At 64.0% G+C, this 22,979-nt stretch carries 18 protein-coding genes; 3 read left to right on the top strand and 15 right to left on the bottom strand.

Annotated features, from left to right (window positions below):
- Nucleotides 1–38: 38 nt before the first annotated feature.
- Nucleotides 39–950, bottom strand: a complete 912-nt coding sequence (locus V6F88_RS13825; RefSeq protein WP_332610130.1) for an IclR family transcriptional regulator — start codon at nt 948–950, stop codon at nt 39–41.
- 155 nt (nt 951–1,105) lie between these two features.
- Between V6F88_RS13825 and V6F88_RS13820 the strand changes: the two genes are divergently transcribed.
- From V6F88_RS13820 to V6F88_RS13810, 3 genes are all read left to right on the top strand, one after another.
- Entirely contained in the window at nt 1,106–2,095 is a 990-nt protein-coding gene (locus V6F88_RS13820) for a Bug family tripartite tricarboxylate transporter substrate binding protein (protein ID WP_143215587.1), read from the top strand.
- Nucleotides 2,096–2,167: 72 nt separating this feature from the next.
- Nucleotides 2,168–4,519, top strand: coding sequence for a cytochrome P450/oxidoreductase (locus V6F88_RS13815; protein ID WP_332610127.1), 2,352 nt, complete (start codon nt 2,168–2,170; stop codon nt 4,517–4,519).
- 297 nt (nt 4,520–4,816) lie between these two features.
- Nucleotides 4,817–5,857, top strand: a complete 1,041-nt coding sequence (locus tag V6F88_RS13810; RefSeq protein WP_332610125.1) for a DUF2235 domain-containing protein — start codon at nt 4,817–4,819, stop codon at nt 5,855–5,857.
- Between the two features lie 227 nt (nt 5,858–6,084).
- On the opposite strand, the gene V6F88_RS13805 is transcribed toward V6F88_RS13810, so the two are convergent.
- The 14 genes from V6F88_RS13805 to V6F88_RS13740 form a co-directional block, all read right to left on the bottom strand.
- The gene (locus tag V6F88_RS13805; RefSeq protein ID WP_332610124.1) at nt 6,085–6,945 is read right to left on the bottom strand and encodes a DUF6708 domain-containing protein; all 861 of its coding nucleotides are present in this window, start codon (nt 6,943–6,945) and stop codon (nt 6,085–6,087) included.
- Nucleotides 6,945–10,205: a T6SS effector BTH_I2691 family protein gene (locus tag V6F88_RS13800; RefSeq protein ID WP_332610123.1), complete on the bottom strand. Its 3,261-nt coding sequence runs from the start codon at nt 10,203–10,205 to the stop codon at nt 6,945–6,947. The genes V6F88_RS13805 and V6F88_RS13800 overlap by 1 nt, the downstream gene beginning before the upstream one ends.
- Before the next feature lie 649 nt (nt 10,206–10,854).
- Complete coding sequence (locus V6F88_RS13795) at nt 10,855–12,159, bottom strand: ABC transporter substrate-binding protein (protein WP_332610122.1); 1,305 nt, start codon at nt 12,157–12,159, stop codon at nt 10,855–10,857.
- A 36-nt stretch (nt 12,160–12,195) separates the two neighbouring features.
- Nucleotides 12,196–13,320, bottom strand: coding sequence for a zinc-dependent alcohol dehydrogenase family protein (locus tag V6F88_RS13790; RefSeq protein WP_332610121.1), 1,125 nt, complete (start codon nt 13,318–13,320; stop codon nt 12,196–12,198).
- A 132-nt stretch (nt 13,321–13,452) separates the two neighbouring features.
- Nucleotides 13,453–14,205, bottom strand: a complete 753-nt coding sequence (locus V6F88_RS13785; protein WP_046807567.1) for a glucose 1-dehydrogenase — start codon at nt 14,203–14,205, stop codon at nt 13,453–13,455.
- Between the two features lie 25 nt (nt 14,206–14,230).
- On the bottom strand, nt 14,231–15,667 hold the full coding sequence (locus tag V6F88_RS13780; RefSeq protein ID WP_332610120.1) for an aldehyde dehydrogenase family protein: 1,437 nt from the start codon (nt 15,665–15,667) through the stop codon (nt 14,231–14,233).
- A 16-nt stretch (nt 15,668–15,683) separates the two neighbouring features.
- On the bottom strand, nt 15,684–16,340 hold the full coding sequence (locus V6F88_RS13775; RefSeq protein ID WP_332610118.1) for an ABC transporter ATP-binding protein: 657 nt from the start codon (nt 16,338–16,340) through the stop codon (nt 15,684–15,686).
- Nucleotides 16,341–16,343: 3 nt separating this feature from the next.
- On the bottom strand, nt 16,344–17,084 hold the full coding sequence (locus tag V6F88_RS13770; RefSeq protein WP_332610116.1) for an ABC transporter ATP-binding protein: 741 nt from the start codon (nt 17,082–17,084) through the stop codon (nt 16,344–16,346).
- A 2-nt stretch (nt 17,085–17,086) separates the two neighbouring features.
- Nucleotides 17,087–18,103, bottom strand: a complete 1,017-nt coding sequence (locus V6F88_RS13765) for a branched-chain amino acid ABC transporter permease (protein WP_332610114.1) — start codon at nt 18,101–18,103, stop codon at nt 17,087–17,089.
- Entirely contained in the window at nt 18,103–19,008 is a 906-nt protein-coding gene (locus tag V6F88_RS13760) for a branched-chain amino acid ABC transporter permease (RefSeq protein ID WP_332610113.1), read from the bottom strand. Before V6F88_RS13760 ends, V6F88_RS13765 begins: the two co-directional genes overlap by 1 nt.
- Before the next feature lie 266 nt (nt 19,009–19,274).
- Nucleotides 19,275–19,889: an electron transporter SenC gene (locus tag V6F88_RS13755; protein WP_332610112.1), complete on the bottom strand. Its 615-nt coding sequence runs from the start codon at nt 19,887–19,889 to the stop codon at nt 19,275–19,277.
- The gene (locus V6F88_RS13750; RefSeq protein WP_332610111.1) at nt 19,886–21,271 is read right to left on the bottom strand and encodes a GldG family protein; all 1,386 of its coding nucleotides are present in this window, start codon (nt 21,269–21,271) and stop codon (nt 19,886–19,888) included. The genes V6F88_RS13755 and V6F88_RS13750 overlap by 4 nt, the downstream gene beginning before the upstream one ends.
- A complete protein-coding gene (locus V6F88_RS13745; RefSeq protein ID WP_332610110.1) occupies nt 21,268–21,981 on the bottom strand; it encodes an ABC transporter permease in 714 nt (237 codons plus the stop codon). Before V6F88_RS13745 ends, V6F88_RS13750 begins: the two co-directional genes overlap by 4 nt.
- The gene (locus tag V6F88_RS13740; RefSeq protein ID WP_332610108.1) at nt 21,978–22,946 is read right to left on the bottom strand and encodes an ABC transporter ATP-binding protein; all 969 of its coding nucleotides are present in this window, start codon (nt 22,944–22,946) and stop codon (nt 21,978–21,980) included. Before V6F88_RS13740 ends, V6F88_RS13745 begins: the two co-directional genes overlap by 4 nt.
- Between the last annotated feature and the right edge of the window lie 33 nt (nt 22,947–22,979).

Genomic DNA, 22,979 nt, shown 5'->3' with positions numbered 1-22,979 from the left:
CGGCGTTGCTGCCCGACCGCCGGCCAGCCCAATGCGCGCTACGCCACGTACCCCAATGCCGCGCTGGCGGCCGCGGCTTCTTTTTTTACCGCCGCCACCACCTTGCCGTTGGGCGACACATCAAAGCCACCCGTCGCGCCCAGCGCCGTCAACACCGCGCAGGGCCGGCCCGTGTGGTCATACAAGGGCGCCGACACGGCGCTGATGCCGCGCAGGTTCGTATCCTTGACCGTGGCACAGCCGGCCGCTTGCACCTGGCGCCGCAGCCCGCCGATGGGATCGTCGCGGTCCAGCAAGGCGCGCAAATCATCGGGCGCCTCGGCCAGTTCGGCCAGCGCCATCCGCTGAATCGGGGCTTCGTCCAAGGCCCCCAGAAATGCGCGCCCGGTCGCGGACCACAGCATCGACAGTACCGAACCCACGCGCACGTTTACCGTGACGGGCAGCGCCGGTTCCTCAAAGCGGACGATGGTCGGCCCCTTGTTGCCCATCACCGCAATGAAGCACGTCACCGCCAGGCTTTCGCGCAGCCGGATCAACACGGGTTCGCTGATGCGCAAGGGATCAGCCTGGCGCATGGCGGCCACGCCGATCATCAGCGCTTCCAGACCCAGGTGGTACTGCTGCGTGGCCACTTCCTGATCCACCAGGCCCTCGGCAATCAGGCTCATCAGGTAGCGGTGCACCTTGGCGGGGCTTTCGTCCACATGCGCGGCCAGCGCGGTCAGGCTGGCGCGCCCGCCCATCCGCGCCAAGCCTTTCAACACCACCATGCCGGTCTCGGCGGCCTGCACGCGCTGGCGCCGTTCGCGCGGACGGGTATCCGAGTCCAGATCGACCTCCCGCTTCGTGGATGCCTTTGCAGATGCCTTTGCAACGGCCTGGTTATCCGTTCGTACGGATTTGGCGGACTTGGCGGGCATCTTCTTGGACGGCTTGGACGGGGTCATATCGGCGGCGATTCCTGGCGAATACGGGCGCGCGGGCGGCTGGGGGCCTGCCGGCGCGGATCCAAGGTTAACCCTTCTTGAAAAATTACGCATTGCGTATATGATTTACGCAAAAGAAGGGATGCCATCAGGTCATCCCAATACGGAGACAGCCTATGCGCGCCCTGAAACACCCCCTGCTTGCCGGCCTTTTGGCCCTGCCCCTGCTGGCCTGTGCCAGCGCGTTCGCCCAAACCGCACCGGCCAACTACCCGTCCAAACCCGTGCGCTGGGTGGTGCCGTACGCGGCGGGCGGCGGGTCCGACTTCCTGGCCCGCAGCATCGGCCAGGGCCTGACCGGCCGCCTGGGCCAACCCGTCGTCATCGAGAACAAGCCGGGTGGCAACACGGCGATTGCCGCCTCGGAAACCGCGCGCGCCCCGGCCGACGGCTACACCATGCTGTCCGCCGACAACGGCACGCTGGTGTTCAACCCGGCGCTGTACAAGAAGCTGTCGTATGACCCGGTCAAGGACCTGGCGCCCGTCACGCTGATGGGCCGCTTCCCCATGATTCTTGTGGTCGGCCCGTCCATGAAGGTCAACACCGTGCAGGAATTCCTGGCCGAGGCCAAGTCGCGTAAGGAAGGCCTGGACTACGGTTCCGCTGGCGCGGGCAGCCCGCACCACCTGGCCATGGAACTGCTGAAAGTCGAAAGCGGCCTGACCATGACCCACGTGCCGTATCGCGGCGCATCGCCCGCGCTGGCTGACGTGGCGGGCGGCCAGATTCCCGCGATGATGGTCGACCTGGCGGCCGGCGCGGGCTTCATCAACGGCGGCAAGGTCCGCGCGCTGGCCGTCGCCAACCCCACGCGCCTGCCGCAATTGCCCAACGTGCCCACCTTTGCCGAGATCGGCCTGAAGAACGTCGAGGCCGCCGCGCAGGTGGGCGTCGTGGTGCCGGCGGGTACGCCGCCCGCCGTCATCGATGCGCTGAACAAGCAGGTGGTCGCCACCATCAACGACCCGGCCACGCGCCAGCGCCTGGTGGAATTCGGCATCGAGCCGGTCGGCAACACGCCCGCCGAATACGCCGACATGCTGAAAGGCGAGCGCGCCCGCTGGCAAAAGCTGATCAGCGATCTGAAGATCACGCTGGACTAAGCGCTGCCCTCACCACCCGCGGCCTGCCGCCCACGCGGCAGGCCGATGCATCACGAATACACGGAAAGCATCATGAGCCAATCGCCCTCTACTTCGCGCCCGTCGGGCTGTCCCATCGATCACGCGGCGCTTGCCGCGATGCCAAGCCCCACCGGCTGCCCCGTCAGCGCCCGCGCGGCCGAGTTCGACCCCTTTGGCGATGGCTATCAGCAAGACCCGCCTGAGTACGTGCGCTGGGCGCGCGAGCAGGAACCCGTGTTCTACAGCCCCAAGCTGGGCTACTGGGTGGTGACCCGCTACGAAGACATCAAGGCGATTTTTCGCGACAACATCACTTTCAGCCCGTCCATCGCGCTGGAAAAAATCACCCCCACCGGCCCCGAGGCCAATGCCGTGCTGGCGTCGTACGGCTATGCCATGAACCGCACGCTGGTCAACGAAGACGAGCCCGCCCACATGCCGCGCCGCCGCGTGCTGATGGACCCGTTCACGCCCGAAGAGCTCAAGCACCACGAGCCCATGGTGCGCCGCCTGACTCGCGACTACGTTGACCGCTTCATCAACGACGGCCGCGCCGACCTGGTCGACCAGATGCTGTGGGAAGTGCCGCTGACCGTGGCGCTGCATTTCCTGGGCGTGCCCGAAGAAGACATGGACCTGCTGCGCCAATATTCCATCGCGCACACCGTCAACACCTGGGGCCGCCCCAAGCCTGAAGAACAGGTGGCCGTGGCGCATGCCGTGGGCAACTTCTGGCAGTTGGCCGGCAAGATCCTGGACAAGATGCGCCAAGACCCGTCCGGCCCCGGCTGGATGCAATACGGCCTGCGCAAGCAGCAGACGCATCCGGAAGTCGTCACCGATTCCTACCTGCATTCCATGATGATGGCCGGCATCGTCGCCGCCCACGAAACCACCGCCAACGCATCGGCCAACGCCATCAAGCTGTTGCTGCAACACCCCGACGCCTGGCGCGAAATCTGTGAAGACCCCGACCTGATTCCCAACGCCGTCGAAGAATGCCTGCGCCATAACGGCTCGGTCGCGGCATGGCGCCGCCTGGCCACGCGCGACGTCGAAATCGCCGGTGTGCCGATTCCGGCAGGCTCCAAGCTGCTGATCGTCACGTCGTCCGCCAACCACGACGAAGGCCAGTTCAACGACGCCGACCTCTTCGACATCCGCCGCGAAAACGCCAGCGACCAGCTCACCTTCGGCTATGGCTCGCACCAATGCATGGGCAAGAACCTGGCCCGCATGGAAATGCAGATCTTCCTGGAAGAACTCACCCGCCGCCTGCCGCATATGAAGCTGTCGGAACAGGCGTTTACCTATGTGCCCAACACCTCGTTTCGTGGGCCGGAGCACTTGTGGGTGGAATGGGACCCGAAGCAGAATCCGGAACTGGCATCGCCGGCATTGCTGAATAATCAGCACCCGGTGCGCATCGGCGAGCCTTCGTCGCACGCCATCACGCGGCCCGTCGTCGTGCAGAGCGCGGTCGAAGCCGCTGACGGCATCCTGCGCCTGCGTTTGGTGTCGCCCGATGGCAAGCCGCTGCCGCGCTGGACGCCGGGCTCGCACATCGACGTGGAATGCGGCGACACGGGCTTGTCGCGCCAATACTCCTTGTGCGGCGATCCTTCGGAAACCGGTGTATTTGAAATTGCCGTGTTGAAGGAAACAGAAGGCCGAGGCGGTTCCGCGTGGATGCACGCGAACGCGGTGGTCGGCGCGCGCCTGCGCATCCGTGGGCCGCGCAATCACTTCCGCATGAATGAAGCGGCCGACAAGCTGATCTTGATTGCCGGCGGCATCGGCATCACCCCCATCAGCGCCATGGCGCGACGCGCCAAGGAACTGGGCCTGGATTACCAACTGCATTACAGCGGGCGGTCACGCAGCTGCATGGCGATGCTGGAGGAACTTGTCGCGTTGCACGGCGACCGCCTGCACGTCCACGTCAAAGACGAAGGCACCCGCGCGGATTACGCGGCGCTGTTGTCCCAGCCGGACGCCGGCACGCAGATTTACGCCTGCGGTCCGCAAGGCCTGCTGGATGGCTTGGCGGCGTGCTGCGCCGCGTGGCCGGAAGATGCGCTGCGCGTGGAACACTTCCATTCCACCTTGGGCACGCTGGACCCGTCCAAGGAACAGCCGTTTGAAGTCGTGCTGAAAGACTCGGGCATCGTCATCAACGTGCCCGCGGATCAGACCTTGTTGACCGCATTGCGCGGCGCCAATATCGACGTGCAAAGCGATTGCGAGGAAGGCCTGTGCGGATCGTGCGAGGTGCGCGTGCTGGAGGGGCAGATCGACCACCGCGACGTCGTGCTGACGCGCGCGGAACGCGACGCGAATAATAAGATGATGGCCTGCTGCTCGCGCTCATGCGCGGGTGGCAAGGTGGTGTTGGAGTTGTGACGGTGAACTGATCGACCCGGCTACCAACCGCGCCATTGTGGATACCATCCGCCTGCACGGCGGATGGCTACACATTCATTAGTTCGTTTATCCCCCCTTCCCGCCCCGCCTGCGCCCAAGCGCCCGCGCCGGCGTTTTTGCGTCCGCCACCCCTAGTAAAAAAAGCGGTGTACATGCCGCCAGCAGGGAAACCACGCGGGCGGCAAACCCGTAACCCGCGTGATAGCGTGCCTCACGCGGGCGTCATCCCAGCCAGCAGCAGATGTATCGCAAGACTCGATCTGTGGGGAGCCGAGCATGCAGAAGAATCTGGCCATCTTCTTTGACGGTACGTGGAACGAACCCAACGACCGCACCAACGCCTACGAGCTTTACAAAGCCGCGCCGGAAACCAGCACGCAGGAAACCCTGTATATCGAAGGCGTCGGCACGCAAGGCCAAGGCCTGTGGGCCGCCATCGACAAATTCGTTGGCGGCGCCTTCGGCGCCGGTCTGTCCGCCAATATCCGCCAGGGCTACCAATGGCTATGCCAACGCCAGGAACCAGGGGACCACATTTTCCTGTTCGGCTTCAGCCGTGGCGCGTACTCGGCACGCAGCCTGGCCGGCATGGTGCGCAAATGCGGGCTGCTTAAAAGCCCCACTGACGACAACGTTGCTGAAGCGTACGCGCTATATCGCGATGATTGCCTGCCCTCGTCCATCGACGCCATTTCGTTTCGCGCCCAGTTCTCGCGCGACACCGACCTGCATTTCGTTGGTGTCTGGGACACCGTGGGCAGCCTGGGGATACCCGTCGGCGGCATTTCGTTTCCCGGGTTTTCAAAGTTCTATAACTTCCACGACACCGAACTGAGCAACCACGTCCGCAACGCCTATCACGCCATCGCAACGAACGAATACCGCGAACCGTATTTCCCAACGCTATGGACAAGGCTGGCAACATCCGAACCGCGCCCGCCGGACAGGCCGGTTGAACAGCGCTGGTTCATCGGCGCGCACTCGGATATCGGCGGAGGATATCGCGACGGGAGTTTGCAGACACTACCGGCAGCGTGGATCCAGGAAAAGGCGCGGCAGGTGGGGTTGGAAGCCGGCACCGCGCAGCGCATCTCCACCGACTATGACCAGTGCAATCCGCACGACTCGTACAAGGAGTTCACCGAGAAGGTGCTGATCCATGTGAAAAAGCAGGCGCGGATTTGGGATGGCGAGACCGTGTTGAATCTGACGGTGGATGAAAGAGTGGTGAGGCGGGTGGAAGGGAACGCGGAGTATTTGAAGGAGTTTCCGAATTTCAGAGAGGCGGTGGCGGGCTTGCCGGTGGGGCGGGGGTAGCCCAGGCGCTTGCCTCGCACATCCAAATTATTAAACCTATCCAAGACTGGCTAGGTCCCGAAGTGATAGTTCGGGGCGCATTCGCGCAGCGCCGGAGCCACTTCCGGCGGCTCGTTCGGACTCGGAAGATCACGCTTCCATCCTGCGCAGGGAGGATTGAGCGTCGATCTGGGCATCACGCTTCCTCCGTCATGCTGATGCGGACGTAGCTGTTAAGGTCACCCCTGTCAGGCGCAATCGTGATTGATCTCATCACCGCCCTCTCCCCTGCACTCCAACCCACGCGAACCTTCGCTAGATCGCGACTCCCAATCCATCTCCTCTGGCCACTCCACTTGAGGCGCCCAGCGCAGCGCCAGGTTGTACGCCGGCACATCGTTCGCGTCGCGCGGTTCGATGTCGCACGGCGGCAAGGCTTGCGGGCCTTGTTGCATATAGGTGCAGACGTAGGCCCAGAGGTTGTCCAGGTCGTGGTTGTAGGTGCTGAGGTGAAAGCGTTCGATGACGTCGTTGGTACCGGGTTTGACGATGGCGAGGGACACGCCCCACTTGATCATCAAGCCCCCGCCGGAGGAGACGCCCCATTGCTCCCAGACTTCGGCGCGCACGTCGTCCCAGGGGTAGCTGGCGGTGGTGACGTACCAGCGGGTGAACGGGTTCCACCAGACCATGTGGAAGCCGTAGACGTAGATGCGGCGGCGGGCGCGGTTGAAGCGGATGGGGAGGTCACGTGGGGGGGAGACGTCGGCCAGATACAAAAATGCGGTCATCCAGACACCAATTGCCAAAACGAACACAGCAATCCACAGCGTCGACCAATCGCTCGTAGTGAACGCTCTGGGATGATCCACCAGCAAACTCCAAATGACGCCAGGTACTCCGATGATCGTCGCATAGAGCATAAATGGGATAAGCAGCAACAACACCCCACGTATGCGGGATGATCGACGAGACAGTTCCATGTAGACATCATCAACATGATTGGGCGCGTTTTCACGCAAGCTAGGAATTGCATCGGGACGATCATTTGGGCCGGGCAAGTCGCGTTTCCATCCCAAGCAGGCCGGGCTGAGTTTGGGTTGAACCATTACGCTTCCTCGGTCATGCTGATGCGGGCATAACCGGTAAGGTCATCCCTGTCAGGCCAGAACGTGATCTCGATCGTGGCGCTCTTGATACTGTGCATGGGTCCGAGCCAGTATCGACAACTCAAGACGGGAGATTCTCGGGTTGGCAAACTCTGATCTTGTGGCAGCAAGTATTTATACGAATCCAATCCAGGGGCCCACCGCATGCTGTTGTGGTGCATTGCCGCAAGCACGCCCTCTGACAGTTTTGGACCTCGCCGTCCGCTTCTTTCCACGCCAAAGCTCTCTAAAAGCAGCCTGAATTCGAAGCGCGATATCGTGGGGTCGAACCCTGGCAACACGATCCGATAGGCCAGTTCAATTCCCGATTCGACTCCGCCCGTTGCCTGGATCTGCAGAGTGTCTGACGTTAGAAGCGAATCGGTATCCATTACCCGCTTGGCGGAATGAAAGCCCAGGGTTGCATCCATTCCTATGACCGCAGCGTTCAACGCCGAAATCGCCGCGTCCATTTGGTCAGCCCCCTCCCAACGACGTTCTTGTTCTGCTTTGCCAAAGTAGGACCGACGGGCCCACATTTCCAGACTGTCCGACTCAAGAGACTTGGCGTTTTTTCCGACAACGAAAGCGGCCAGTCCAAGCACGATTCCAAGGCCCAGTGGCCCTAACAAGGCTCCGTCCACCAAGATGCCAAAGATGCTCGCGGCAGCACCGAAGAGTGAAATGAAGCCACTCAACTTGTACTGTTTTCCCGCGTCGACATCTCCCAATAAATCCGTCCGAACTTCCGCCGCGAAACTCCCCACCCCATCGGCCACCCCTCCCAACGCCGTGATCACCCCTCCCGCCTTGATCAGCGTCTTCCCCATCCCGATCGCCCGCGTCACAGCACCGCCCTCCGCCGCCGCCACTCGTCGCATGAACGGCTGCACACTTTCCGCGCCAATTCTCAGCGTCAACCCACCCGCCTCCACACCCGCCCCCAGCAACCCCACCCCTGCCCCATACAACGCGGCCATCGCTTCAGGATGCCTTGCGCCAACGGTCTCCCGCGCCGCCTCCAGGCTGGTACGCACGCTGTCATGCAGGAAATACAAGCTGACCAGTGACAGCGCGCCATAACCCGACCCGACAGACAATCGCTTCAGACTCGTCAGCCCATTCTTCGCGAACTCCCGCGCGTGGGCCGCGCTTAACTCCAAACCCTTTAGCAGTTGCGCAGCCGGGGCTTCCAGGTTCTTCATGCCGACCGAGATCTTTCGCATCGCGCCATGCGACGCCTCGCGCGCCGCATCTTCCGCTTGACGGACCATAGCTTCCACCTGGCGCGCCACATTTTCTACTGGATCGCCGGTTACTTTCTCAAAGGCGTTGATTCGCTTCCGGATGTCTTCCGCGCTGCCTTCCATCCACAACGTCACGTCAATCAGCGTATTGCGCACCGCCGGGTCCGGGATGCTGATCAAGCCGGCGAACACAAACGCGCGCAGGCGCCGGCTGGCGTCTTGTTGCAGGGACTCACCGACGCGTTGCAGCTCTTCGGCGCAGATGGACAGCAGTTCCCCCACCGTGAGTTGAATCACCACCTGCGTCATCTGCGCCTTGCGGTACAACCACGCGCCGCCCACGTGAACCGCATCGACGGCGGCTTTGGAACCGGAGTTCAAGTGTTGATTCAGGCGCTTGCTGGCGCCGTGCATGGCGGTCAGCAGTTGGTCGGCGGCGTCTGCCGCTCGGCCTTCTCGCCATGCACCGATTTCTTTGCTGCCGATAATGCTTTTGACGGCGTCGAAGTATTTTCTTCCGGCGTCGTTGGCAACCGCCCCGGCGCCGAACAGAGGGATAAAGGTGGTCTGCAAAAAGGTCTGATGGCCGTTCAAGGCCAGATAGGCGGCGCTGTTGGGATCACTTAGCAACGACTGCCACGCGGTGCCGGTAGGCCCCAGCGTTTCGGGTTCCGTCGACGCGGCATCAGGCGCAGGCATCGCATCGGTGATCCCGCCGTCCAAACACGCACCGACCGTAATCAAGCGCAGCAGACGCGATCGTTCATCGGTATCGGAATAGTCCATTGCCACGATGCGCTTCCACGCCGCGCTGCCCACTACCTGCGCCCAATCCTTGCCATACGCATCGATATCTTTTTCAAACCGCTTGATGTCGCGGTCATACCGCGCCTGAAAGCTCGCCCGGCCATGGCGGCGCGGTTCAGCGGGGGGATTGGTTTCCCAGTAGCGTTCTTTCAATCGTTCAATGCGATTGGTGATCTTGGCTTGCACACGTTCTTGCCGTTCACGCGCAGGGTCCCAGAACACGGGTGGCGTGCCGGACTCGCTGGGCATGATGTCGAGCAAGGGTGTCGGGCTATCCATTGTCTCGGCGTCGGCCTGCACGGCGTACATATGTTGAATCGCCAGCAGGCATTGCGAGGTCAGGTAGGCATAGCGGCGAGTCGGCTCTTCGGACCACAAGCGCTTCTGCGTATAGGCGGCCAGGCGGACGTTGTTGAGTTCTTCGGCCATGCCGATCGGGTCGGGCAGAACCAGCCCGGTCACGCCTTGCGGCAAGCGGTGCTGCCGTTCCATCAGTGTCAGGTAGTTACGCATGCCAGTGGCTTGCGTCACGCGCGATGACCAGCCGTGAACACTGCCGAAGTCGTCGACACCGCTGACATACTCCGCCACGTGTTTGTTCAACGGATGCGCATGTTCCAGCGCCAGCGCGGTGCCACCCGCCGTGGGATCGTCCCGCAACTTGGGCAGATCCACGATGACAAACCGTAGCGGGTAATTGGCATTCAAACCGTCGCCTGACTTGTACGCATCCAGCACGGCCGTCGGCCAAGGGTCTTGCAAATACGCGATCCAGGCCAGTTTGTACTGATCAATGTCGATACCGATGAACGACGCGGGCAAGTCGTGGGCGGCCTGAACGCAGCGCTCGGCCAGCGGAGCAGGCTCGTCGCGCGCCATCTCGTAGGGATTGAAATGCCGCATATGGCCCGCATCGGTCACTTGATAGGCATGCCATACCCTGCGGTCCAGCAGCACATACACATAGCCCTTGCGCATGATGCGCAGCGATTCTTGCAGACCAGGATGCGACAGCGCACCGCGCGCATGTAAGAACGGGCTCTTAGCCACCACCGCCGGGCGCAGCAGCAGAATCGGCACGCCGTTGCGTTCGCAGGCGTTGCAACCGCCGGGTGGCAGCGCCAGGGTCTCTTCGACGATGTCGATAAGCGATTGGCTGAGCGTCATGCGAACACTCGAAGGCCAAGGGTCTTGCTGGCAATGCAAAACGTCGCGGGGGTAGGCATGACGGGCTCCGTCGTCGTGTCGGCCATGGCGGCCGGGAGGCTTCCGAAGGAAGCGCTAGCCGGACTCATGCAACATCCATGCCAAGCGTCACGTCCTGTCAATAAGCTCCATGGAATCAATGGCTTGCCATGCGGCTAAGACACTTACGACGGAGCTCTGATCGGAATCCCTACGAAACCGCCGTTTTCCCCCAGAAAACGGGCCAGTTCTGACCCGATAAAAAAATATCGCTATTGAATCAATGGCTTGTAGCGGGTCAAAATTGGCCCGATCGGGCCAAATCTGGCCCACGCTGTGAAGAATGACCGCACGCCCCTCTTCCCTAAGGATGCGCACCATGGCTCTTGATCTGTCATCGCACTATGTTTTGCTGGATGCCGCCGGGGCAAGAGGAACAAGCCCTGTACGTAGCGCACGCCCAAGGCCAGGCCCATGATGATGCCGCCCGCCAGCACCAGCAGCCACAAGCGTGCAGGATCGGCACGTGGTTGCTTCTGACACCTCCGCTTGCCTTGGTTCATGTCTTTCCGCAAAAAAAACCCCGACGATTGCTCGCCGGGGGAGTCCCTGCACACACAACACAGCTTGCTCAGTTCGAATACACCTTGATCTGGTCGCTTTTCAAGACGTCCGGGGTGAGGTTCTTTTCAATCCAGCCCATCGACGTGTCTTCCACCCCCGGCGTCACCAGTTCGGCCGGCACGATCGTAATGTCGGCCAGCACCTTGAACGGGTACTTGTCGCTCTTCTTGGTCACGCCGAACAATTGCGCTTCCAGGCCCTGGCCGTCAGCACGGTGCATTTTGACTTCGCGGCCGTAGCCCTTGAAGGACACGTCGTGCATGGCGGCGGCCACTTGTTCCGGGGTGGGCCAGGCGCCGTTGTTGTCCTTGATGGCTTTCTCGTAGCCTGCTTTCAGGCCCTGGATGGCTTGCACCATGTGGTAGACCGAGTAGATCGGATAGGCGCCGGTCTTGTCGTGGAATTTCTTCACGAAGGCCTGGTGCTTCGGATCGTCCTTGGTTTCCGGGTGCAGGAAGTAGTGATCGCCGCGTGCGCCGACGTAAACGCCTTCGGGCAAGGCGTTGCCCAGGCGTTCCAGCGAGCTTTCGGCCAGCGACAGCACGAAGGTAGAGTTCTTGAACAGGTTGCGCTGCGAGGCCTGGCGCACGAAGTTGTCCAAGTCGCCGCCCCATGACGTGGACACGATGACGTCGGGGCGCAGCGCTTGCAGGCGGCTGATTTCCGTGGAGAAGTCGGCGGCGCCGAACTTGGGGAACATCTCGGCCACGACCTTTACGTCGGGCTTGAACTTCTTCAGCGCGGCCAGGAAGATGTCGCGCGAATCGCGGCCCCAGGCGTAGTCCTGGTTGACGATGGCAATCGTCTTGAAGTCGGGCTTGACCTTCATCAGGTACAGCACCTGCGCGACCATTTCGGTGGTGGCATTGGCTTGCGTGCGCACCACATACTTGTACTTCTTGCCTTCCAGCGCCTTTTCCGTGCCGCAGTCCCACAGTACGTTCAGCACCTTCAGGTCTTCGGCAACGGGGGCCACGATGTTGCAGTGGCCGCTTGAAATAGCCGACAGCATCACGCGCGTGCCGCCCTCGGCCAGGCGGCGGTATTCGGACAACAGCTTTTCGCCACCGCCGCCTTCGTCGATGTAGCTGGGCACAAGCTTGACGCCGTCGATGCCGCCCGCGGCATTGATGTCCTGGATCAGGATTTCGGCCGCATCGCGCGCCGGCACGCCGAACACGGATGCCGAGCCCGACAGGAAGGTCGAGATGCCGATGTTCAGTTCCTTGGGCTTGTCGGCGGCGCCGGCCAGCGCCGCGAAGCCGGACAGCAGGGTGGCGCCTAACAGCGCGGCCAGTCTTGAGGTTTTCATGGTTGTCTCTCCAGTGTTGTAGTCGGGTCTATGCCCTTAGAAAACGATGGCGTCGCGCAGGCTGCCGCCGGTGGCGAGGTGATCGAACCCCTCGTTGATCTGGTCCAGCGAAAATGATTTGCCCATCATCCGGTCCACCGGCAGGCGGCCCGCCTTGTACAGGTCGATATAGCGGCCGATGTCGATGGCGGGTACGCCGGAACCCAGGTAGCTGCCGCGTATGTCGCGCTCTTCGCCGACCATCTGCGAGAGCGATAGCGGGAAGCTGAACTTGGGGTTGGGCAGGCCCGAGGTAACGGTCGCGCCGCCGCGCCGGGTCAGCTTGTAGGCGGTTTCAAAGGCGGGCACGGCGCCCGCCATGTCAAAGCCGTAGTCCACCCGGCCGCCGGCCAGATCGAACAGGTCGTCGTCGGTCTTGACCTGCTTGGGGTTGACGACGTGGGTGGCGCCCAGCTCTTTGGCCAGCGCCAGTTTTTCGTCGCTGAGGTCGATGGCCACCACGCGGCGCGCACCGGCCGCTACCGCAGCCAGCAAGGCCGACAGGCCCACGCCGCCCAGCCCGACGATGGCAGCGGTGTCGCCCGCCTTGATGCGCGCACGGTTCAACACCGCGCCCGCGCCCGTCAACACGGCGCAACCGAACAGCGCGGCTTCGCGATGGCTGAGTTCAACGTTGACCTTCACGCACGACCGGCGCGACACCACGGCGTATTCTGCAAAGCAGGACACGCCGGTGTGATGGTTCAAGTATTCGTCGCCGATGTGCAGGCGGCGGTCGCCACCCAGCAAGGTGCCTTGCGTGTTGGCGGCGGCACCGGGTTCGCACAGCGCGGGGCGGCCTTCCATGCAGGGGTTGCAGCAGCCGCAGCTGGGCACAAACACCATGGCCACGTGATCGCCGGGTTTCAGGTCGGTGACGCCGGGGCCGGTCTCGACCACTTCGCCGGACGACTCATGCCCCAACACGATCGGCACGCCGCGCGGGCGGTCGCCGTTGATGACGGACAGGTCGGAATGGCACAGCCCGGCCGCCTTGATGCGCACCAGCACCTCGCCCGTGCCGGGCGGGTCCAGATCGACCTCGGTGATGGTCAGGGGCCGGGTCTGGGCATAAGGGCCGGGCACCCCTACGTTACGCAACAACGCCGCTTTGATTTTCATGCGCTGACATCCAAGTAGAAGCAATACGGGCTAGAAGCAATACGGGCTAGAAGCGATGCGGAGCGAAAGCAATACGGACCAGTAGCCATGCCGACCGGCAACCGGCCCGCAGGCACCGGCCCGATCACAGCCTTACACCGTGCGTCCGCCGTCCACGGGGAACTCCACGCCGGTGATGAATTCCGCTGCGTCGCTGGCCAGGAACAAGGCCGCCGCCGCCACGTCCGACGGCTGGCAGAAACGGCCCAGCGGAATGGTGGACACGAACTTGGCGCGGTTCTCGGGCGTGTCGGGCAGGCCCATGAACAGCTCGAACATGCCGGTGATGCCCATCACCGGGCAGATGGCGTTGACGCGGATGCCGTCGGGGCCCAGCTCCACGGCCATCGATTTGGACAGCACGTTGACCGCGCCCTTGGACGCGTTGTACCAACTGAGGCCGGGGCGCGGGCGGATGCCGGCAGTCGACCCCACGTTAAGAATCACGCCGCGCTTTTGCTTGCGCATCACGGGCACCACGGCCTGCGCCATGTGGTAGATGGACTTCACGTTGATCTCGAACATGCGGTCGAACATGGCCTCGTCCACGTCCAGCATGGGCTGGTTCTTGTGGGTGATGGCGGCGTTGTTGACCACGATGTCGACGGAACCGAATTTTTCTTGGCAGACGCGCACGACGTTGTCGATGTCGGCGCGGCTGGACACGTCGGCCTTGACCGCCAGCGCGGCGGCGCCCACTTCGGCGGCCACGCGGTCGGCGGCTTCCTTGTTGATGTCGGCGATGACGACTTTGGCGCCCTCTTTCGCATACAGCTTGACGATGCCTTCGCCGAAACCGCTGCCACCGCCCGTGACGATGGCGACCTTACCCTGCAACTGACTCATGACTTGACTCCGATATGCGTGGCGATCATTCGCCGTAGAACTGGATCAGCGTTTTGGTCGTGCTCATTTCTTCCAGCGCGATGAAGCCCTTCTCGCGCCCGTGGCCGCTTTTCTTGACGCCGCCAAACGGCAGTTCCACGCCGCCGCCCGCGCCAAAGCCGTTGATGTAGACCTGACCGCACTTGATGCCGCGCGCCACGCGCTGCTGGCGTCCGCCGTTCTCGGTCCACACGGCGCCCAGCAGGCCGTAGTCGGTGGCGTTGGCCAGCCGGATGGCGTCGGCTTCAGTGTCAAAGGGCAGCGCCACCAGCACCGGCCCGAAGATTTCTTCGGTCAGCAAGGTGCTGTCGTGCGAGGGCGCGGAAAACAGTGTCGGCTTCACGAAGTAGCCGCCAGAAGGCACGCCGTCGGCAATGGCGCCTTCGGCCGCCACGGTCAGCCCATCGGCCAGGCCCTTGGCGATGTAGCGGTTGACGCGGTCGAACTGCGCCTTGTTGACGACCGGGCCGCAGGTCAGGTCCATGTCCGGCGTGCCCGCGCGCACCTTGGAAAATTCGGCGGCCAGCGCCTTCATGAAATCGGCATACACACCGCGCTGCACCAGCAGGCGGCTACCCGCCGTGCAGGTCTGCCCGGTGTTGTGAACGATGCCTTTGACGATGGCGGGAATGGCCAGTTTGTAGTTGGCGTCGTCGAACACAATGTGGGCCGACTTGCCGCCCAGTTCCAGCACGCACTTGACCGCGTTGACGGCGGCGGCCTGCTGGATCAGCACGCCCACTTCGTTCGAGCCGGTGAAGGTGATGAAGTTGATGTCGGCGTGACGCGACAGGCTGGCGCCCGCCTCTTCGCCCAGGCCCGTCACGATGTTCAGCGCGCCCGGCGGAAAGCCCACTTCCAAAGCCAGTTCGGCCACGCGGATGATGGACAGGCAGGCGTCTTCGGCCGGCTTGACGACGCTGGCGTTGCCCATGGCCAGCGCCGGGGCAACGCTGCGGCCGAACATCTGCGCCGGGTAATTCCACGGGATGATGTGGGCGGTCACGCCCAGCGGCTCGCGGATCAGCTGGACGGAATAGTCCTTCTGAAAAGGAATGGTCTGGCCGTGCACCTTGTCGGCCGCGCCGCCGTAAAACTCGAAGTAGCGTGCCAGCACCGTGATGTCGCCGCGCGCGGTGGACATGGGCTTGCCGGTGTCACGCGATTCCAGACGCGCCAGTTCTTCGTGATGCGCCAGCACGGATTCACCCAGGCGCAGCAGCAGGCGGCCGCGCTCCAGCGCCGTCATGCGGCCCCAATCGCCATCCAGCGCGGCGCGCGCGGCACCAACGGCTGCGTCCACGTCGGCTTGCTGACCACGCGGTATGGTGGTGAACACGTCGCCGTCCACCGGCGACACCACCTCTATGGTGCGCCCGTCCAGCGCATCGACCTGACGGCCGTTGATAATCATCTGCGTCATGCAAAGTCTCCGGTAATCAATTCAAGGTGATCGAGCCGCGCTCGATCGTCCAGATCTGGTCTGGGATATCGCCCAGCAGCTTCACGTTGGATTCCGTGATGACGACGCAAAGGTCGGGCTGCAATTCCTTCAGGCGCCCCAGCGCTTCGGTGTAGTCGCGCGCAAGCTTGGGGGCCAGGCCCTGGAACGGTTCGTCCAGCATCAACAGCCGCGTGCCGACCATGATGGCGCGCGCCAGCGCCACCATCTTTCCCTGCCCGCCAGACAGCGCCGAACCGGACCGGCCCAGCATGGGTTCCAGCTGCGGCACCACCTTCAGCACGGTCTGGATGCGGGCGGCGATTTCGGTCTTGGACTGGCCTTGCACTTCGCAAGGCAGGTTCAGGTTTTCGGCCACGGTCATGGTCGGGAAGATCACGCGGTCTTCGGGTGCATAGCCCACCTTCAACGCCGCGCGTTTGTGGCCGGGCATGGCCGTCAGGTCGGCGCCGTCGAACGCGATCTTGCCGGACTTGATCTTGGTCAGGCCCATGATGGCGCGCAGCAACGTGGTCTTGCCCGCGCCGTTGCGCCCCACGATGCCGATGGTTTTAGATGATTCAAAACTGGCGTTGACGTCGCGCAGGATGCGGTTGCCTGCCAGGTCTACGTTGATGGCCGATAGGTTCAGCATGGTTCAGGCCCCCAGCACTTCGCTTTTGATCTGCGGGTTGTTCAAGACTTCGTCCGGCGTGCCGTCGGCCGCCACCTTGCCGGCGATCCAGGCGGCCACGCGCGTGGCGTAGCGCGACACGATGTCCACGTCGTGCTCGACAAACCAGCTGGTCACGCGGCGCTCGTCCAGCGCGTGCATCACGGTTTCCATCAAGGCGAATTTGTCTTCGGACGCGACCCCGCTGGTGGGCTCGTCCATGATGAGCAGCTTGGGGCGCAGCGCCAGCGCCATGGCCACGTCCAGCAGCTTGCGCTTGCCCTCGGGCAGTTCGATGGAAGCTTCGTCGGCTTCGGGCAGCAGGCCCACCAGGTCCAGCGTGGCGTCCACTTCCTTTTCGTCGATGGTGCTTTCCAGCGAACGGAACCAGCTCAGTTCCTTGTTGCGGCGCGCGGCGGCGATCTGCACGCACTGGCGCACCGTGTGCTCGGTGAACAGCTGCGGTAACTGAAACGAGCGGCCCAGCCCCAGGCGCACGATCTTGCGCGGCGCCATGGCGGTGACGTCGCGCCCGTCGAAAACCACGCGGCCCTTGGACGGCGCCAGGTAGCCCGTGCAGATGTTGATGAAGGTGGTCTTGCCCGCGCCGTTCTGGCCGATGACGGCCAGACGTTCGCCTTCGTGCAACTCAAAGTTGATGTTGTCGGCCGCGATCACGCCGCCGAAGGCCAGGTAAAGGTCTGTGGTTTGAATAAGCGGTTTCATCATCAGTTCCTGACCGGCGCTTGCGTATTGGCGGAAACGCGCGCTTGCAAGCTGGCGTTGGCGCGGGCGCGGGCCCGGGCCTCATCGCGCTTTCGCGTGGCGATGCGTTTCATGATCTGGCCGACAAACCCGGTGGGAAACATGAAGATCACCAGGATCAGCGTCAAACCCAGCAGGAACTGCCACAGGCCGGGGAAGTAAGCGGCCGACACCAGCTTCACCGTTTCAAAACCGACGGCGCCCAGGAACGCACCGGCCGCATGGCCCGCGCCGCCCAGGATGGTGATGAACACGAATTCGCCCGAGCGCAGCCACGACCCGATCTCGGGGGTGACCAGGCCCTGCATCAAGGCCAGGATCGCGCCCGAGAAGCCGACCACCACGGCCGACAGCAAATACCCCTTCCACATGATGAAGTAGGCAGAAAAGCCCAGGTATTCAATGCGCGTTTCGTTGGTCTTGATAGCCGACAACGCCTGCCCGCTGCCCGAACGGAAGTAGCGCTGCACCCACCAGGCCAGCACCAGCGACAACACCAGCGTCAGCACCAGCAACGCACGCTCGAAGGACTCGCGCTCCATCAGCACGCCGGCCATTGTCGGGCGCACGATGCGCATCCCGTCCGAGCCGCCGGTCAACGTGTACAGCTTGCCCAGCAAGGCGAACAACACCATGCTCAACGCCAGGTTCAGCATGCCGAAGAAGATGCCGCGATAGCGCACCACGAACAGGCCGATCACGATGGCCGCCAGGAAGCTGGCGACGACGCCCGCCATAATCAGCAGCAGCGCGTCGGTGCCCGGCATGGCGCGCGCCAGGAACGCGACCGTGTAGGCAGAGATGCAGGAATACATGGCATGGCCGAACGAGATCTGCCCGGCCCGCGCCATCACCGACACGCCCAGCGCCGCGATGGCGTAGGTCAGGCCGATGACGATGGGGGTGATCGTCCAGGAAAGGCTATAGCCAAGAGCTAGCGTGGCAATCGCGGCCACGAGGCTGAGTACGACGACTTTCATCAGATCCTCCGGGCTTGGGCGACGGTGAACAAGCCATGCGGCCGGATGATCAGCACCAACACCATGATGATGTACGGCACCGCCACTTCCAGTTCGGGCGCGGCGTACACGGCAACGGCGCGGATGACGCCGATCAGCAGCGCTGCGATCAGCGCGCCGGTGATCTGGCCCAGCCCCGCCGTGGCCACCACCGCGAACGACAGCACCGTCATGTCGGTACCGGCGCCCGGCACCAGCGACGTGGTGGGCGCGGCCAGCGCGCCGCCCAGCGCTCCCAGGATGGTGGCGATCACAAAGGTGACGTAGCCAATCTTCTTGGCGTTGATGCCCAGCGAGGTGGCCACTTCACGGTTGTGCGTGGTGGCGACGGTCTGCTTGCCCAGCTTGGTGTGGCGCAGGAAATACTCCAGGCACACGTAGGCCAGCACGGCCGTCACGGGCACCACCACCAGTTGGTAGGTGGTGTAAGTGATGTCGCCGATTTCGATATTGCCCAGGCGGTTCACGACTTCGCTGGCGCTGTAGGGCTGCGCGCCCCACAGCAGGCGCTGGATGTCTTCCAGCATCAGGAAGCCGCCAAAGGTGATCAGCAGTTTCAGGATGGGGTCGTAGTTCTGCGCGCGGCGGATCAGCACGAACTCCATGATGCTGCCCAACGCCAGGCCGACCGCGATGGCAGCCGCGAACAAGGCGGCGAACAGCAGGAAGGGGGAATCGGTTTTGGGCGCCAGGAACATGACGAGGCTGGCCGCGGCATAACCGCCGAAAGCGTAGAAGGCGCCATGGGCAACGTTCAAGATGCCCATCACGCCGAACACCAGGGTTAACCCCATCGACACCAGAAATAGCAGACTGGCGTACGCCACGCCATCCACCAAGGCGAGAGGCAGTAGATCCAAGGTCAAGCGTCTTCTCCCAATACGCTAAACACCTGCCCCGTCCGCGATGCGTTGCCGGGGCAACGGGCATCGCCGGCAAGGCGGCGTGGGCACATGGCCCGGGCGTGCGCGTGGCGCGCCCTTGTCTCGTTATCAACCTTGCCGCCTTGGCTTCGAACGCGAATCGAAGCGGGACGGAAGGCACTTTTAGGGACCGGCGCGATCACTGGCAAGCGCCACTTTTCGTACTAGTCCGATGTGCAGCGAAGTATAGGGACGCCCCTTTTGAGCGCCTATTTATCTTTGCGCAAGCCGGGTTTCACAAGCGATAGAGAGGCCGTGCTCGCCGTGTCGGGCGCATGCGGGTTTACCTGAATCATCGCGGCCATCGGCGCGCGCGTCTGGTAATCGGGGATGATGCGCAGGTGCGGTTCATCGGGCAATTGGACGTAACGGCCTAGTCCATCTGGCGTGAGCGCGCCGACGTCCATCCGGGCTAGCGCCGCGCCTTTGTCGTCGTCGATGGCGATGCGCAGGCCGGACGGATTCAGGCCATACGATTCGCCGGGCTGCGGGGTTAGCACGCGATCGCTGCGAGCTTGCGAAAACAGCGACAGGAAGTCGTCTGCGTCGAAGGCGGGGGGTGTGGTGGGGGTTGCACTGCCCGGCATCGCGGCCCAACCCTGCGCGGCGCGTGTGTACGTCGCCGTGGATGCGGGCGTGGACAGCGTGATGCGCGCCGCCTGCGCGGCGTTCCACGCGTACAGCCGCGTCGGCTTGCCGGTGTCGTCATGCAGGTGCGTGTGGCCGCCGTGCGCGGCGGGCGACTCCACGGCCTCGTGCCATTGCCAGGCGGACAGCGCAACGCCCGCCGCCAGCAACATCAGCCAGCCACGCCCCGCGTTCATCGCCGCCTCCACCACAGCAGCAGGCCCGTCATCAAGGCCAGCAATGGCAAGGCCACGGTACTGGTCCAGAACACGGTGCGCATCTGGCGATTGGTCAGTTCAACGCGGCGGTTTTCGTAATGGCGCGGGCGTATCGTCAACAAGGCGTCTTCACCGGCCAGCAGCGTGACGGCGCTGGTAAAGAGCGCACCGTTGCCCAGCGTGGCGAAATGGCGGTTGGTGGCGAAATCGCTATCGCCCGCCACCAGCAGCGTGGGCCGCGCCGACCCGTCCGCGCTGGCGGCCTGCGCGTTGCGCGTGGCCAGCGCCATCAAGGTGTACCGCCCCACCTGCTGCCCGGGCAATTGCGCCTGTGCCGACGTCTGCGCCAGCGGCGTGACGGTCACGCCCTGCGGCAACGCATCGCCCGCGGGCTCCAGACCGGCCGCGCCGGGAAAGAAACTTAACGGCAGGCCGCGCGTCATCTTGTGGCGCGTGTAGTCGCTGACGGCCGGGCTGCCGGGATCGTTGCGGTAATGGCTGCCGGGGTCGAGCAGCGCGCCCATCGGCCGCGCGATACCGAAGTCGGCCAGCAGCGCATCCAGCCCGTGGCGCGTGTCCGGCTCCAGCAGCAACAGGGTCTTGCCGCCGCCGGCCGTCCAGCGGCGCAGCGCATCTGCGTCGTCGCCACCGAAGGGCGTGCGCGGCCCCGCCGCCACCACCACGGCGCAGGACGGCAAGGCTTGCGCCAGGCTGCCCGCGTTGATACCGCGGGTGGCAAAGCCCAGCGTTTGCAAGGCGTTGCGCGCCATCGCCATGCCATGCTGCTCGTGCACCTCGACGCGCGCCACCAGGTTTTCATCGTCGCCGTGGTCTTCCAGATCGTCCAGCGACGTCAGGCTGTCGAGCATGGCTTCGCGATGCCCTTGCGTAAAGCACACCGTTTGCGCGCCACGCTGGCTGATGCGGATCAGCGCGTTAGTGAAGTCGGTTTCGGTGCCGCCATTGATCGTCATCTTGCGCGCATCGGCCGCCAGCACCGCGCTGCCGGCGAACTGGATTCCCGCTTCGCGCGCCTCGGCCGGACGCAGCGCCGGGTCCACGCCGCGCACGCGAATCAGCGGATTGGTATGTTCGTACTGGCGCAGCAGCTCCAGCGCGTCCACCATGCTTTTATTTCGCAGGTCGTAGAACCACGTCACGTCCACCGGCTGTTTGATCTGGCGGGCTACTTCGACGCTTTCCGGCGACAGGCTGTAGAGGCGCTGCGCCGTCAGGTCCAAGCGGCCCAGATGGCGCGAGGCCCACAGGTTCAGCGCCAGCAGCAAGGCGGCAACGGCCAGCACCGGCAACCATAGCAGCAGGCGCCGGCCTGCGCGAAGCACGCGCGGGTTTGCGTTCATCGCAGCCTCCAGCGCTTTAGGTTGACGGCGGCCACCATCAAGGCCAGCAACGCCACGCTGGCCAGCGTGACCGTGGCCGGACCCGGCAACACGCCCCGGATGAAATCGACGTGTTGCGCCGACAAGGACAGCGCCTGAAAGAACGGCGACAAGGCGGGAAAGGCGTCCAGCGCGGCGGGGTAGTCGATGAACCACAACAGCACCAGGATGCCCCACGTGGCGCTGGCCGCCACGATCTGGTTGGTGCAGGCGCTGGACACGGCAATGCCGATGGCCAGGAACAGCGCGCCGTACAGGAACACGCCGACGTAACCGCCCACGATCGGCCCGTAGTCGGGCTGCCCGTACCACGCCAGCGGGAGCACGGCGGCGGTCGTGCCCGCCAGCATCAGGGCCAGCACGGTCAACCCGGCCGCGTATTTGGCCGCAACCAAAGTCGCGTCGGACAAGGGCAAGGTCAGCAGCAATTCCAGTGTGCCCTGACGCGCTTCCTCGGCAAACGCGCGCATGCTGACCAAGGGCATCACCAGGATCAGGAGGATGGTCATGTTGTGAAACGCGGTGACCATTTGCCCCGTGCTGACAAAGAACAGATTGAAGCTGAACAGATAGCCGGACAGTGCCCAGAACACGGCAACCACCACCAGTGCCACGGGCGAGCCGAAATCGGTGCGCAGTTCTTTTCGGTACAACGCCAGAAAGCCCTTCATGCCCGCCTCCGCATCACCGGGTCGTTAGGCGCCAGCGCGGCAAGCAGGCGGGCTTCCACGGCGTCATGCAGCGACAGCACCGCGCGCACCTGGGCGTGCGCCAACACGATGCGCAGCACGCGGTCGCACATGGCAACGGACGGTTCGCCGCCCGCCGCCGTATCCCAACCGATGCGCCACTTGCTCAGCGCGGCGTCCTGTACGGTGGCGTCCACGCCGCGCACCCCGTCGCAGGCCAACAGCGCGGCGCGCAAGGCAGCGTGGGCGGCCGTTGGCAAGGCCAGCTGCAATTGCAGCGCGGCCTGCGCCTGCCCCAGCACCGCGTCTTCCACCAGCCGCCCCTGCTGCAAGATGACGATGCGGGTGCACAAGGCTTCCACCTCTTGCATCAGGTGGCTGCTGAACACCACTGCCCGGCCTGCTGCGCAGCGGCGGATCATGGCGCGGGCCTCGACGATCTGCACGGGGTCCAGGCCATTGGTGGCTTCGTCCAGCAACAGCACGGGCGGGTCGTTCAGCACCGCTTGCGCCAGGCCGACGCGCTGGCGCTGGCCCTTGGACAAGCGGCCGATGGCACTGCGCGCCACGGCTTGCAGGTCGAAGCCGTCGATGGCGCGTTCGATGGCAAGACGCCGCGCGCCCGCCCCGCCCGCCACCTTCACCCCCGCGCCGAATTGCAGGTATTGCGTGACCGTCAGCGCGTCGTACAGCGGCGCGCGTTCGGGCAGGTAGCCGATGTCGGCGTTGCCCCGGCCCGGCGCGGGCTGCCGGCCGCACACGGTGACGCGGCCGCTATCGGGCGTGTAGAACCCGGCCATCAGGCGCAGGGTGGTGGTCTTGCCACTGCCGTTCGGCCCCAGCAGGCCCACGATTTCCCCGGGTGCCACGGACAGGCTCAGGGAATGCAGGACCTGCCGGGGCCCGAACGACTTGCAGACCTGGTGCAAAGCGACGGCCGGCTGCATGGGGCGCCTTGGGTTGGGCTTGCGTTGGTCGTG

The sequence above is a fragment of the Achromobacter sp. ESBL13 genome, from assembly GCF_036668755.1.
GTDB lineage: Bacteria > Pseudomonadota > Gammaproteobacteria > Burkholderiales > Burkholderiaceae_B > Achromobacter.
The sequence above is the reverse complement of the archived record's forward strand: the minus strand, read 5'-3'. Positions and strand labels throughout refer to the sequence as shown.